Here is a 15,072-nt window from a genome sequence, read left to right on the forward strand (position 1 = left end):
AATTTAAGATGTTTATGGCTGCGATGACTTTGTCGGGGGAGAAGCGACAACGAGACGATTTAGATACGATCGTTTAACCTGCCACTGCCAGACAGGGCCATCGTTTGGGTCGTCGAAGGCATCGTTGAATACCATACCACATTTTTCCAGCACCCGTACGGAGGCACTCATTTCGGCGAGCGTATGGGCTTTTACCAGCATTACTTCCGGGTATTCGAATGCTCGGTTAATAAGGCCCTGAGCAGTTTCAGTAGCTAATCCCTGTCCCCGGTAGTCAGGATAGATTTCATAGCCAATTTCAACCATGCCCGTCTCGTCGGGCATTCCTTTATAGCCGCCTACGCCGATCAGCGCATTATCAGCACGATGAATGAAAAAATAAAGCCACCAGGGACCCTGTTTATGATCCTCAATCAACTTCGCCTGGGTATAGTCGAATATATCCATCCCGAATTCGCTGAGTACATCGGGTACGCGAATGGACAGATGTTGACTAAGTTCAGGCGGACCAATAAAAAGAGCTTCGTAGGTCGGAAGATCAATGGGTAACAAGGTTAAGCGAGGTGTGCTAATTGGAGACATGGTGACGCGAAAAGTTTGGAGGAGTGGGCAGTAGGAGGTAGGCAGTTTTCAGTAGACAGCCTGCGACCTAAGAAATGTAAACTGTTTAGACCACTAACCGCCCACTGCCTACTGAAAACTGCCCACTGAAGACTATTTCCCGGCGCTAACCGCTGCTACACTTTCTGACTGGTACTTATACCAATACTCAATCAGATCGGCAACCAAGCCTGTCCAGCCAGTTTGGTGATTTGCACCAAGGCCTGCTCCAACATCGCCGTGAAAGTATTCGTAAAATAAATATAGTCCGTCAAAATGCTTGCCTTTCTGCATCTTTTCATCGGCACCATAGGCCGGAATACGACCATCGGCCCCACGACGGAAAATATTGATAAGCCGCTCTGCTACCAGAACGGTCGCTTCTTTGACGCTCATTACCTGACCCGAATTGGTTGGGTACTCGACTTCAAAGTCATCGCCATAGTATTGGTAAAATTTAAACAGCGAATCGATCAGCAGAAAGTTGACCGGAAACCAGATTGGTCCCCGCCAGTTAGAATTGCCCCCGAACATGCTCATTTCTGATTCGGCCGGAACATAACGTACCTGGAAAATTTCACTGTTCAGTTCAAACTGGTAAGGCGTTTTTTCGTGGTACTTCGATAAGGCACGGATACCATAATCAGACAGGAATTCGGTTTCATCGAACATCCGTTTCAGGATCATTTTCATCCGGTGACCGCGCAGCAAACTCAAGAGGTGAGTTTCCCCTTTTCCGGGTTCATGCCAGCGCGAAATGAGCGAAGCAAGGTCGGGCCGATTCGTCAGAACCCACTCGACCCGACGTTTGAAATCAGGGAGTTTTGACAGCAGCGCTTCGTCCAGGATCTCAACCGCAAATAACGGAATTAATCCTACCATCGACCTGATTTTGAGCAGTCTGGCGTTCTGGTCCGGCGTATGGAGCACATCGTAATAAAACTGATCGACCTCGTCCCACAGACTGATGTTCTGCTTGCCGAGGTTATTCATGGCTGATGCGATGTGCAGAAAATGCTCGAAAAATTTGCTGGCCATGTCCTGATACGACGGGCGTGTCAACGAAATTTCGCAGGCGATCCGCAGCATATTCAGGGTATACATGGCCATCCAGCCCGTACCATCGGCCTGTTCGATGCGGCCTCCCATTGGTAGCGGTTGCGAGCGGTCAAATACGCCGATGTTGTCCAGACCAAGGAAGCCACCACCGAAAATATTGTTACCCGCTACGTCTTTTCGATTCACCCACCACGTGAAATTCAGGAGTAATTTGTGGAATACACGTTCCAGAAAACCTACGTCACCAACGCCATTGAGGTCGCGGTCAATTTCGTAAACTTTCCAGGTAGCCCAGGCATGCACGGGTGGATTTACATCGCTAAAATTCCATTCATAGGCCGGAATCTGCCCATTAGGATGCATGTAATACTCCCGTAAAATAACTGCCAGCTGGCGTTTGGCGAAATGCGGATCGAGCCGGGCAAGCGTCAGCGTGTGAAAGGCAAGGTCCCAGGCCGCAAACCACGGATACTCCCATTTGTCGGGCATCGACAAAATATTTGCCGTGTACATATGCCGCCAGCTTTCGTTCCGGGCGTAGACGCGTCCCTGAAATGGCACCGGCATTTTGGGATCACCTTTAAGCCACTCATTGACGTTGTAATAATAAAACTGCTTATTCCAGAGCATACCCGCGTAGGCCTGCCGCTGGATGGCCAGCAACTCTGGATCGGTAACATTCTTCTGGAGGTCGCCAAAAAACGCATTGGCTTCGTCCAGACGTTTGTTCCAGATATCATCATAATCAGCAAAGGGCTGATTTAGAATCGTTTGATCACTAAACCGTAGGCGAATGCTGACGCTGCCGCCCGCCGGCACCTGACGTACATAGTGGGCCGAGGCCTTGGTGCCAATCTGGTTCGGATTTATAAAGCTTTTTTTGCCACCCGATATGATAAAATTGTTGATCGCATCTTTCGGATATTTGGCCACATTGGGCCGACCGTAAAGCCGATCCGTATTGGTGTCGTTATCGCAGAATAAGAGCGCATCGGCGTCTTCACAGTAGAGTTTATATTTCCCTAACTGCTTGTGGTTAATTTCAATTTGTTTATTCCCGATACCATTAAGCATCGGCCGGGCATTGTATTGTTCATAACCCCAAGCCCAGGTATTTCGAAACCAAATGGTTGGAAGTAGCGTGAGCGGGGCTGCCTGGGCCGAACGGTTATGGGCCGTTACTTTCACTAACCAGTCGTTCTGGTCGGCTTTGGCATATTCAATGAAAATGTCGAAGTACTCGTCCTTGTCAAAAATACCCGTATCCATCAATTCGAATTCGGGTTCCTGCCGACCCCGGCGTGATGTTTCGATGACGAGCCGGTTGTAAGGAAACTCCTGCTGAGGGTATTTATAGAGCATTTTCATATAAGAATGTGTTGGCGTACTATCCAGATAATAGTACAGTTCCTTCACATCCTCGCCATGATTTCCCTCCGGACCCGATAGGCCGAAAAATCGCTCTTTTATGATATTGTCTTTATGGTTCCAGAAACCCAGTGCGAAACAGATATGGCCTTTATTGTCGGAAATGCCGCCAATACCTTCTTCCCCCCAGCGGTAGGCACGGGAGCGGGCCATATCATGCGTGACGTAGTTCCAGGCATCACCGTAAGGGCTATAGTCTTCCCGAACACTACCCCAGGCACGGTCAGACAGGTAGGGTCCCCATTTTTTCCAGCCTTTATTATCGGCTCGCTCGTAAATTCGTTCGCGTTCAGCTGTCGGCATTGTATTGTACGGTAGGCTTTTGAAATTTTATGTAATTGATGATAATCAAAAATAGTGCTAAACCTGTGTTGATACATTAAAAACAGTAAACAGAGAAACCCTAAGTTCAGTAGTTAACTGTTTGATTAGGAGGTATGTTTAGTGAGTAACAAGTCAATGCATCTTATTTAGACTATTAATTTAGCTGCTGGTCTCGTTATTTTTTTACAGCAGCCAGCACACGCTTTATCAATTCGTTTGGATTGCCATTATGCCAACGCCATACGATCACAATATCGTGTTCGGGATCAACCCATATTGTGTTTGAACCTGCTCCAATAGCCGCGAAACTTGTCGTAGGCGCGTCGGGCCAGGCTTTCTTGCCGGTTTGGCTCGTTCCTGTATTAAGCCACCACAAGTACCCATAGTCCGGGCCAACCGGGCTGGGCGTGGTTGCCTGCTTAACCCAGGCCGGCGACACAATCTGGCGATCGCCCCAACGGCCCTGCCGCAGAAAGAGATAGCCAAACCGGGCTTCGTCGAGGGCGTTGATCCATAAACCACCACCCCAGCGGGTACCACCGCTGACCGATGGCATCTGTTTGCCATCAATGTCGGCAACGGCGTTCGGATACATAACATAACGCCAGGTATCTGAAGCCCCGATGGGATTCATGATTTCGTCACGAACGACATCCGGTAAGGGCTTTTTCCATAAGCGCAGCAAGGAGAGGGCCATTCGATTGATGCGTACGTCATTGTATTCATAGAAGGCACCGGGTTTTTGAAGCGTACGGGGTTTTCTCTCTCCTTTACCAAACGCTTCTTTTCCAACAAAATCGCTGTTTTTTCCCCATAAGGTTCCTTCCCATTCGCTGGTTTGCTGAAGGTGATTTTCCCAGGTGATCGCCTTGTTCTGCTCAGATTCATAGCCGCCGTCATGAATGAGCCTGGCTACCGGATCATGAATGTCGGGAATCATACCGCGCTCTATCGTAATGCCAGCCAGGGTAGACAACACACTTTTCGCCACGCTATAGGTAGGATCAGGGTGTTGGGTATCGCCCCACTCGGCTACAATATACCCGTGGCGTAACACAACGCCATTGGTAGCAGCCCGGCTGGTTGGCATCGGACCCAGAAGTTTACCAAATATCTCTTCCTGAGTTGAGAAGTTAGGGGTCATCTGGGTTGTTTCCTGCGTTTTGGCAAAGGCTACAGCCTGCTCCAGCAAAGTCGCATCCATGTCTGCTTTTTCAGGAGCCAGGTGAACCCAGTTATCGCCTTTGGGCGGGAAGTAAACCGTTGATTTGGGAAGTTGCCGATGGCAGGCCGTTAGCGCAGCCAGCGCTAGTATATAGAAGGAAAGCTTCCGGAAAAGAGGCAGCGTCATGCGTTGTGATGAAAGAGTTCAGTTCAGGGTTGTATTCGAGCGAGAAACTAAAGATCGAAGTTAGGAGATTTAGAGAGAATCTGATCGTTTCGTCGACTAGAAGATACCTCTTTTTGCTCAATTCCAATACTCTTTTCGAGATCTTACTTTTTTAACTAAACATTAACCCGGCTTTTATCTCTTTTTTAGGTCTGCGAATGTTGTTTGCATAGACAATGAACCAGCCCGATGCCCGATAAATTGAGCAACGGTTTCGCGACACCAGACTAGCCCATTGTATCCATTAACAAGATTGTTAGTAGCGTACGTAAATAAGTTATCAATCATGAAAATGTTCATCCAACTTGTCCCGGCCAAAACCATGCTGCTTGCATTGGGGCTGTTGGTCGCGGGATGGCAATCCACCATTGCCCAGAATACGGGAAACGAACAGCAAGCCGGAACCGACAACGATCAAACGATTGTGTCGGCTATTGCGCCCTATCGCGACGATGTTCGCCGGTCGATATTATTGGCCAGTGAGCAACCACAGGTATTAACCAGGCTGGCTCAGCAGCGTTCTGCCAGTCAGCAGGCTTTCAACAATCTGATTCAATCGTATGATCAGAAAAAGCAAGGCTGGTTTTATGATCTGTCTCGCTATCCCGACGTATTGCACGCATTAGCCACCTTGCCCGCTGGCTCTGATGAATCGTCGGTGAAAAATCTGACCAAAACTATACCGACTGATTTGCAGGAATCAGCCTGGAAGATTTATCGGCATCACAACAATGATCTGCTACAGGTCGATAATCTGAACCAGCAGGCGCAGCAGGCGTTTGATAACCTCATCGCCCCACTGGATGTTACGACCCAGAATGCATTTCGGCAACTACTCGATATGCCTGATGTGCTCACACAACTCACCGATCAGATTGATAAGACCACTCAGTTAGGAAATGCCTATCGGATGAATCCTGATCAGGTCACCAACGATCTGACGGCCTTGCACGATAGCTTAACGGTTCAGAATCAGCAGGAGCTGGCTGATTACCAGAATGAATTGAACCGAGATCCACAGGCAAAGCAGGAGTTGCAGCAGGCCGGGCAAGCTTATGCACAAGCCAATGGCTATAATACGGGAATTAATCCAAATCCGGCCTGGGTGAATAGTTCATACTATTATCAGAATCCGTATCCATACTGGTTTGGGTATCCATACTGGTATTCATCACCCCTGTGGTACCCATCAGCCTGGTGGTACGGAACCGGATTTTATTATGGTCTGGGTGGGAATATGGTGCTTTTTGGCCTGCCATCGCTGGGCTTCTCAAACTGGTTTTTTGGACCGGGCCGTCTGGCTTACCCACACCTGTATAACCGGTTCAATAATTACTATTCCCACAACATGGGTGAGCATCACTTCTGGACGCCAGGAAATGCTGGTTTTATGACCGCAGCTCATCGGGCGTTTGCTCCGACTGCCGGTTTCAATAATGCCCGTGCTAACTGGCTGACCAATGCCCGTCAGTATAACCGACCCAGCAGTTGGGCCAACACGACGCGTAGTGCACCAATCGCCCGGTATCAGAACTTTAATGCCGGAGCTTACCATGCTCAGTCCTGGGGTGGGGGCGGTATGCGATCCTTTGGTGGCGGTGGCTTTCACGGCGGACGCCGGTAGAAATAGGTAGTTCTTAGCAGGCAGTGTGCGCTATTTTGGTCAATGTCCAAATACTGCACACTGCCTGCTGTATTTTACCGCTCCAGTTTAAAGCCCTCGTCTACACGTACACGCTGCGGGCGATTGGCTACATCCCAGCCAGTCAGGTAAATCCACTTCGCAATGCGGGTTACTTTCGCTGTGTTGATGCGATCAGGCTCATCTTTAGGGGTATGGTAATCGGGATGGAGCAGGGTCGTGAAAGCAATAGCGGGTACATTAGCGCGGGCGTAGGGGAGGTGATCGGAACGGAAGTACCAGCCTTCCGGGTGTTCTGGTTTGTCCCAAAGCGTATCGAGTTTGAAGTGAGCATCTGCCTGATTAACCGCCAGGGCTGCATTGACCAGATCACTTGAATTACGATGGGGTGGTTGCTGACCCAGAATGGCCGCACTGTCGGGCGCATTCCGACCAATCATCTCGGCGTTGAGTACGGCAACGATCGAGCCTTTGGGTACGGTTGGGTGTTCCACATAATAGCGGGAGCCTAAAAGGCCACGTTCTTCGGCACCATGAAAGACAATGAGTGCCGAACGCTTACCGGGTTTCTGGGCGAATGCCCGACCAATGGCCATCGTGGCAACACAGCCGCTGGCATTGTCGTCGGCCCCGTTCCAGATGGAATCACCCGCCACAGCCCGGCGAACGCCATCATGATCCTGGTGAGTGCTGAACAGTACATATTCATCTTTGAGTTTGGGGTCTGTTCCGGGTACTTTGGCAACGATATTGACCGACGGATAATTGAAGCTCTCAACATTGACAACATTGGTAAATTGCTGGCCGGGTTGCTTTACCCACTCCAGTGCACTCGCTGGTAACCATACGGTTGGAGCCTGCGAAAAGACGCGGGTGTTCGGGCCACCCGGCAGATCGTAGCGACCACGTTCGAGACCGGTTGTCCAGCGGTCAAAATAGAACTGCGCATCTGAATTCGACACCCACACAATGGCCAGCGCACCCGCTTTTACGAGTTCGGCAGCTTTGCGATTCATGGTCCCGAGCAGGAACCGTCGATAGCTCAACTCAGCCGGTGGTGTCCCCGAAAACTCCAGAGCCACCGCTTTCCCTTTAATATCTACTTTCGCCAGATCTTCGGGAGTACCTCTTCCAGCAAACACCAGGGGTGCATCGACAGAGGCAATGGCAGGAGCCAGAATAAACGCATCCTGTCCGTGAATGAGCTGATGAGTGCCGATGGTTAATCGACTGGTTTCGGTAATGCGGGTGCGCTGGATGTGAAAAAACTGAAAAAACGTACCATCATCCCCAGCGGGTTGAAGACCCATTGCCCGAAGCTGGTCGGCAATCCAGACCGAAGCTTTCAATTCATCGAGCGAGCCGCCCTCGCGCCCTCGAAAATGGTCTCCAGCCAGGGCAAACAGGTCGCGTTTGATATCACTTTCTTTTATGGCCGCTGCTGCATTGCCGGTTTGGGAAGCTTTCGACTGGGCCAGGCTAAGGCTGTTACTAATGGATAGCATACCCATCAGAATAGCGGTTGCCAGTGGCCGAATCTTGTTGTAGTTCAGGTAAATCATTATTTCTTTATACGTCGATGATTGGGGTAGAACAAATCTACGTAGAGACGCATTACATCGGGCCTTAAACCCGGATGGTTTTTGCAAATTTCTGATAAAGGAGAGATGCAGCATATTGTGTCTCAACAATGACAATTTGCTATCTTGGGCAAAATAATGGCCCGTCATGAAGCAGATCTACCTCGTTTTTATGCTGCTGTTTGGTAGTTTTCCCATACAGCTCCTTTCGGCTCAATCCAGGAAAATCACGCCTGATCCTGTCTCTCGCTTTGACAGCTATGTGCAGCAGGCAGTACGCGATTGGCAGGTGCCTGGCCTTACCGTTACGGTCGTTAAAGAGGGTCGTGTCCTGTTCAAAAAAGGCTATGGTATCCGTGAACTCGGCAAGCCTGAACCGGTCGATACGCAGACGCTTTTTGCAATGGCGTCAACTACCAAGGCCATGACAGCCGCCTGCCTTGGCATGCTCGTCGATGAAGGGAAGCTCCACTGGGATGATCCTGTTACCAACTACCTGCCTGATTTTCAGCTGTATGATCCGGCTGTTACCCGTGAGTTGCGGGTACGCGATTTGCTCATTCACAATACGGGTGTCGGTAATGCCGATTTTTTATGGGCAGCTATGCAGATTCCATCAGATGAGATTCTCCATCGATTGCGGCTCATTAGACCAGCCTATTCGTTTCGATCAAGCTTTATTTATCAGAATATCATGTATCTGGCTGCCGGGAAAGTGGTTGAAAAGGCGAGTGGAATTCCCTGGGAAACATTTATTCGCAAACGTATTTTTGAACCACTCAACATGCGTCGGACACAGGCTTTATTTCGGGAAGTGACCGATGCAAACCGCGCCAAACCACACATCGAGGTAAAAGATACAATTCGGGTCGTCGACAGTCGGCTCGAAGAGGGATTGGTTGATGCAGTTGGCCCGGCTGGGTCGGTTTGGACGTGCCCGGATGATATTTCAGCCTGGATGCAGTGCATGCTGGATAGTGGTCGGTTTGCGGGAAAAACGCTGCTGAAACCCGCAACCTGGGCCGAGTTGTTCAAACCACAGACGTTTGTGACCGATAGTCAGTTTTATCCTACCCAGCAACTCACCAAACCGGTCTGGAAAACATACGGTCTGGGCTGGTTTCAGCATGATTATCGCGGCCATCGGATCAATTTTCATACGGGAAGTCTGACCGGAATGATTGCCATTCATGGTCAACTGCCCGACCAGAAGTTAGCCGTCTATGTGCAGAGTAATCTTGACCATGCCGAACTCCGTCATGCCATTATGTACCGTGCGTTTGATGAATTTGCGTTAGGCGCATCGCGTGACTGGAGTGCAGAGTTTATAAAGCTATACGGCAACCTTAAACAGAAAGCGAAACTTGCCGAGCGCAAATCCGATAGTACCCGCGTGCTTAACACAAAGCCATCTTTACCTTTAACGGCCTATATCGGAAGTTATAGTAGCCCGCTTTACGGGAAAGCTGACGTTACCATTCAGGACGGTAAACTCTATGTATCGCTAAACAAAGTCATGACGGGTAAACTCGATCACTGGCATTTCGATACCTTCCGGCTGAATTACGATCAGTTCTGGAATGGCAATGATCCGGTCAGTTTTATACTGAATCGACAGGGTAAAGTGGCCAGGCTAATCTGGAGTGGAGCCGAACTGGAAAAAGTACCTGATGCACCGGATAAAGGTGTAGCAGGTGGTAAATAAATTAGACAACCCAATTGCAATTATGTCTCTAAAAACTGTACTCTCGATCATTCTAAGCAGTGCCTGTTTCGCCGTTACCATTGCGCAATCCACTCAACAGCGTATTCGACAGTATCGACAAAGCCGTGAAACGATTCTGATGGACGAATATCGACAGTTTGTCAGCATCCCCAATGTATCGTCAGATTCGGCTAATATTCGCAAAAATGCGGTATTCATCGTGCAGATGATGAAACAAAGGGGCATTACGGCTACACTGCTCGATGGTACCAAACCCGGAACCAATCCAGCGGTGTTTGGTGAAGTAACAGTACCAGGTGCTACGAAAACCCTGATTTTTTACGCTCATTACGATGGTCAGCCCGTCAATCCGAAGCAATGGGCCGATGGCTTACAACCCTTTGTGCCGGTGTTCATTACGGCTCCTGTCGAACAGGGCGGTACCATCGTTACCACCCACAAAACCGGCGATGCAGTTAATCCGGCCTGGCGGCTCACGGGCCGGGGAAGTGCCGATGATAAAGCGGGCGTAATGACTATTTTAAATGCGTATGATGCGCTCGTAAAAAGCAATAGCAAGCCGACCGCCAATCTGAAATTCTTTTTCGAAGGTGAAGAAGAAGTTGGTTCGACGCATCTGGGCGATATTCTACAAAAACACCGGGATAAACTGCAAAGCGACCTTTGGATTATTGCCGATGGGCCACGTCATGTTTCAGGGAAAAAACTCGTTCAGTTTGGGGTTCGGGGTGATGTGAACATGCACCTGACTGTGTTCGGACCCAAACGCCCCCTCCACAGCGGCAACTATGGCAACTGGGCTCCCAATCCCGCCCAACGGCTGGTGACTCTGCTGGCGAGCATGAAAGATGAAGACGGAAAAATTTTGATCAAAGGATTTTACGACGATGTAACGCCACTGACGGCCAGCGAAAAACAGGCAATAGCCGCATTGCCTAACATGGAAACCGCTTTAAAAAAAGAGCTTGGCATTGCTAAACCCGACGGAAATGGTGCACCATTTCAGGAACTGCTGATGATTCCTACACTGAATATAAATGGTATTCAAAGTGCAAATGTGGGTGCCATGGCCGGTAATGTCATTCCGGCGAAGGCAGAAGCGGTGCTTGACCTGCGCCTGGTTCGGGGTAATGATGTGGCCCGGCAGATGCAGCGGGTCAAAGACCATATTAGCAGCAAAGGTTTTTATGTTCTCGAACGCGACCCAACCGATGCCGAACGCCAGCAATACCCAAAGCTCATTAAAATAACGGCTGGTGTTGGCTACAATGCCCAGCGAACACCTATGGATTTGCCTATTGCCCAGGGTGTTGTTGCGGCAGTACAATCAACATCCTCGGAACCGATCGTGTTGTTGCCTTCATCGGGCGGGAGCCTGCCCTTGTATTTGTTTGAGAATGTGCTGAAAGCCAATGTAGTCTCAGTGCCCGTAGATAACTACGATAACAATCAGCATGCTGAAAACGAGAATGTGCTGGTTCAGTATCTCTGGGATGGGATCGAAACCATGGCGGCTATCATGCAGATCAACTAATTCCCTGCTTAAGCATCAACATGAGTTTGAGCTAAAAGAAGATGAGTCGCGCGAGTTTCATTGCTTGAGAAGAGATATGTTGGCAGAAATAGTAAAAAGAAAAAATAGTTTCGCTACTGCTAACTGAAAATGGCGGAAGGAATTATACCATACCGCCATTATTAACTACAACCAATTTATATTCTTTCTGATGTACTTCATTTTCCTGAGGTTCGCAAAAATATCAGGAAGAAAAACTGACTTTTTTCTGGAAATTTTCTGAAATTCCTTTAAATAATTACTAATTAATTTTCTCATACTCCTGTGTCAGTTCTAGACTGGCATTAGGCGAGTTGCGATCCCAATTCTATTCCATACATTAATCGTAATGATTGCTAAGATCACTTGTGCCAGATATGCCTCTTCAAGTACGTTAGCTGCTTGCTCATAAGTTTCTTCTGTCACATGATTACTAATTAACGTAACTTGCTCGGTCAGTGCCAATATGGCTCGTTCTTCTTCTGAAAAAAATGGAGTTTCGCGCCAGGCATTGAGGGCATAAATGCGCTGCTCTGTTTCGCCAGCTCTACGGGCTTCTTTAGTGTGCATATCAATGCAAAAAGCACATCCGTTTATCTGCGAAGCTCTGATTTTAATCAGGTCTTTATGGACTCTTTTCAATGGTGTACTTTCAATGAATTTTTCAAGTCCAAGAACAGCTTTGTAACCAGCTGGTTCTACTTTTTCGATGTTAATTCGTGTTTTCATTTTAAAAAATATAACTGTTATTAAGTTGATTTATCATTTAATCTTTTACCTGAGTTACTGAGTGTTTCATGATTAAGGAGTCTCTGGAAATCAATCGATGTCCTTAAAAAACCTTCTTGATTCCAGATGTATTTTAATCGCCAAAAAGATTATGATTTTTACACCTGAAATGATAGACCTCTGGCGAAACGGCATCATAAACTTGCGCCTATATTTTTTAACTAACCTTGTCGCTTCCCCAAAAACTACTGCTTCATTACCCTCAATAAATAGGTAGCTTTTTTCAAACTGCTCCTCCTGTCACCCCAATTCCATCTCAATCAGATTTCTTATCGTTTGATATGATTTGTCTATAGAATTTTTAAATTTCTCTACACCAAAAGACACGCCGTCAACTGCAATCACATGAATGTTGCTAATACCTATAATCGTAAATACAGTTTTTAAATAAGTGCTCTGGAAGTCCATATTTTCGTTATATCCTCCTTTTTCATATCCCTGGGCACCTCTTGATAGCAGAAGATATAATGTTTTGTTTTTAAGCAGACCGGTATATGGATTCAACACATTGGTTCGGTCAACCTTAAAGGCTTCATTAACTCTGAGAATCTGATCGATATAGGCTTTAAGAGAACTGGGAATTGACCAGTTGTACATTGGCGAACCAAGAACAATAACATCAGCTTCCCGTAGTTCGGAAAGGTAGATATCACTTGCTTTTAAATATTCAATTTCCTCCTCAGACCTTGTTCCTTCAGGTTTGAAAGCGGCACGAATCCAATTTTCGTTGATGTGTGGCACATTGGTATTTCCCAGGTCACGAAAACGAATAATCGGATTGACATGGATACTTTTCCAGTGATCGACAAAGACTTCAGTGAGTTTCCTACTCTGAGAATTAAGTACTCGTGCGCTTGAATTAATGACCAATAATTTCTTCATGCTGCTGATTTTTATACAAAAATACCTGGCGGTTGGGCTAGCTTTGTAGACCAATTTTCATAAAAACTACCACCCAGATGCTCCCTTACAAATCATTGATCCAGGTTGACCGAAAAGCTCCTGTAGCCCTGTATATCCAGGTGTGTAACCGATTTATAGCCTTGATCACGGATGGTACGCTACGGCCATCTGATTTATTACCAAGCTCCCGTATACTAGCCGAATTGATTGGTATTAACAGACATACGGTAAGGCTAGCCTATGATGAATTGATTAGCCAGGGCTGGGCCGAATCTGTTGAGCGAAAGGGAATTTTTGTACTTTCCAGGCTGCCCGATCTTTCCAGAACGAAATTGCCTGAGACCAACAAAAACGACGGTCCTAAGGAGGCTTTCGTTTGGACTAATAAGTTTGAGAAGGCAATACCCAGCGAGAATTTCCAGAAAACCGGTCTCGCTATTGACGATGGACTGCCTGATGTGCGTCTGGCACCGGTAGACCTGCTAATGCGCGAATACCGAAGTATTTCGAGGAAATTTTATGGAAGAAATTTTCTGAAATATGGAAGCGCCAGAGGGTCGGAACATCTTCGCGTCTCTATTTGCAACTATCTTTCCAACACCAGAGGATTAGTTGTTTCACCAGAGAATATACTAATCACAAAAGGCAGCCAGATGGGAATCTATTTGGCTGCCCAGTTGCTTCTAAATCCTACTGATACTATAGCCGTTGGAGTTTCAAACTACGGCTCTGCAGATGATACGTTCAGGCATGCTGGTGCAAACCTGTTGCGGATTCCTATTGATAACAATGGAATGGATGTTGATCATCTCGAAGCGATTTTACAGCACAAGAAAATAAAGGCAGTGTATATCATACCGCATCATCACTGCCCAACAACTGTAACCATGAATGTGGAACGCAGGTTAAAACTATTAAGTCTCGCAAAGGAATACCGTTTTGCGATAGTGGAAGACGATTATGATTTTGATTTTCATTATGATAATAAGCCATACCTGCCATTGGCAAGTATTGATCACAATCAGAATGTCATTTATATTGGTTCAATTACAAAAACGTTTGCCCCTGCGCTACGAATTGGGTTTATGGTAGGGCCATCGGTATTTGTTGAAGCCGCATCTTCATTAAGACAATTGATCGATCGACAGGGGGACACTTTGCTGGAAGAAGCATTTGCTGCGCTGTTTGACAATGGTGAGATGGAAAGGCATTTTCGGAAATCCTTAACGATTTATAAGCAGCGCAGGAACCAATTTTGTCAAGTCCTAAAAACGGATTTTAAGGATACAATCGAATTCAAAATGCCGGAGGGAGGGCTTGCTGTGTGGTCGATTTTTGATAAAAATATTGATTTAATAAAAATGTCGAAGGATGCATCAAAAAAAGGTCTTTATATCGGCAATGGAAGTTTTAGCCAGAACGAATCCTTTTTTACCAATGCGCTTAGAATGGGCTTTGCGTCACTTAACGAAAATGAAATGGTGAAAGCGCTCGGAATCCTGAAACAGGTAGTGCATTAAATACACTGGTCCACCCTTTATTTCTTAATTGGTATATTTAGCTGCAATGTCCGTACTCTAGTTTTGTCGCAAACAAAACAAATTATGGATAATACATATCAGGTAAAATTAATTGAGACAGATCATGAAATTCAGCAATGTTGGGAGGTTGTTTTTTTGTTAAGACCCCATCTGAATAAAAATAATTGGGCTACCATGATCTCGGAGATGATGCAACATGAAAAGTACAGCATCGCCGGAATTATGGATAATGGCAGATTTGTCGCTTTTGCAGGTTATCGCAGCATGACTTCGTTGCACAGCGGGAATATAATTTATCTTGATGATCTCTGCACCCTGGAATCTTATCGAGGTAAAGGGTTGGCGTCTCAGTTATTAAACTATGTGAAAGCTGTCGCTCTATCAGAGAAGAAGGATGCCGTGGTGCTTGATACCGATTTTACGAATAATACAGCGCAAAAAGTGTATCTGAACAATGGTTTTCAACTCGCAGCGCTACATCTTGCCTGTCCTCTATAGATTCGTGAATAACTCTATTACGAGCGATCATCGTTTTATC

At 47.0% G+C, this 15,072-nt stretch carries 11 protein-coding genes; 5 read left to right on the forward strand and 6 right to left on the reverse strand.

All coding sequences use genetic code 11. From position 1 onward, the window contains the following. Positions 1-12: 12 nt before the first annotated feature. The 3 genes from GJR95_RS00545 to GJR95_RS00555 form a co-directional block, all read right to left on the reverse strand. Positions 13-582, reverse strand: a complete 570-nt coding sequence (locus GJR95_RS00545) for a GNAT family N-acetyltransferase (RefSeq protein ID WP_162384030.1) — start codon at positions 580-582, stop codon at positions 13-15. 132 nt (positions 583-714) lie between these two features. Continuing rightward, positions 715-3,390, reverse strand: coding sequence for an MGH1-like glycoside hydrolase domain-containing protein (locus GJR95_RS00550; protein WP_162384031.1), 2,676 nt, complete (start codon positions 3,388-3,390; stop codon positions 715-717). A 196-nt stretch (positions 3,391-3,586) separates the two neighbouring features. Then, complete coding sequence (locus GJR95_RS00555; RefSeq protein ID WP_162384032.1) at positions 3,587-4,762, reverse strand: serine hydrolase domain-containing protein; 1,176 nt, start codon at positions 4,760-4,762, stop codon at positions 3,587-3,589. A gap of 325 nt (positions 4,763-5,087) precedes the next feature. Here GJR95_RS00555 and GJR95_RS00560 point away from each other — a divergent pair, with 325 nt between their 5' ends. Next, positions 5,088-6,425 carry a DUF3300 domain-containing protein gene (locus GJR95_RS00560; RefSeq protein ID WP_162384033.1) on the forward strand — a complete coding sequence of 446 codons (1,338 nt, stop codon included), beginning with the start codon at positions 5,088-5,090 and terminating at the stop codon, positions 6,423-6,425. Between the two features lie 74 nt (positions 6,426-6,499). Here the strand turns inward: GJR95_RS00560 and GJR95_RS00565 are convergent, their stop codons facing one another. Next, complete coding sequence (locus tag GJR95_RS00565; RefSeq protein WP_162384034.1) at positions 6,500-8,005, reverse strand: M28 family peptidase; 1,506 nt, start codon at positions 8,003-8,005, stop codon at positions 6,500-6,502. A gap of 166 nt (positions 8,006-8,171) precedes the next feature. Between GJR95_RS00565 and GJR95_RS00570 the strand changes: the two genes are divergently transcribed. Both GJR95_RS00570 and GJR95_RS00575 read left to right on the forward strand, forming a co-directional pair. Further along, positions 8,172-9,728: a serine hydrolase gene (locus GJR95_RS00570; RefSeq protein ID WP_162384035.1), complete on the forward strand. Its 1,557-nt coding sequence runs from the start codon at positions 8,172-8,174 to the stop codon at positions 9,726-9,728. 22 nt (positions 9,729-9,750) lie between these two features. Next, entirely contained in the window at positions 9,751-11,283 is a 1,533-nt protein-coding gene (locus GJR95_RS00575; RefSeq protein WP_162384036.1) for a M20/M25/M40 family metallo-hydrolase, read from the forward strand. Positions 11,284-11,595: 312 nt separating this feature from the next. On the opposite strand, the gene GJR95_RS00580 is transcribed toward GJR95_RS00575, so the two are convergent. After that, entirely contained in the window at positions 11,596-12,030 is a 435-nt protein-coding gene (locus GJR95_RS00580) for a carboxymuconolactone decarboxylase family protein (RefSeq protein ID WP_162384037.1), read from the reverse strand. A 300-nt stretch (positions 12,031-12,330) separates the two neighbouring features. After that, on the reverse strand, positions 12,331-12,972 hold the full coding sequence (locus GJR95_RS00585) for an FMN-dependent NADH-azoreductase (protein ID WP_162384038.1): 642 nt from the start codon (positions 12,970-12,972) through the stop codon (positions 12,331-12,333). A gap of 77 nt (positions 12,973-13,049) precedes the next feature. Here GJR95_RS00585 and pdxR point away from each other — a divergent pair, with 77 nt between their 5' ends. Further along, complete coding sequence (pdxR, locus tag GJR95_RS00590) at positions 13,050-14,513, forward strand: MocR-like pyridoxine biosynthesis transcription factor PdxR (RefSeq protein ID WP_162384039.1); 1,464 nt, start codon at positions 13,050-13,052, stop codon at positions 14,511-14,513. An 84-nt stretch (positions 14,514-14,597) separates the two neighbouring features. Next, positions 14,598-15,032, forward strand: coding sequence for a GNAT family N-acetyltransferase (locus tag GJR95_RS00595; protein WP_162384040.1), 435 nt, complete (start codon positions 14,598-14,600; stop codon positions 15,030-15,032). Positions 15,033-15,072: the final 40 nt, after the last annotated feature.

This window comes from Spirosoma endbachense (assembly GCF_010233585.1).
Classification (GTDB): domain Bacteria; phylum Bacteroidota; class Bacteroidia; order Cytophagales; family Spirosomataceae; genus Spirosoma; species Spirosoma endbachense.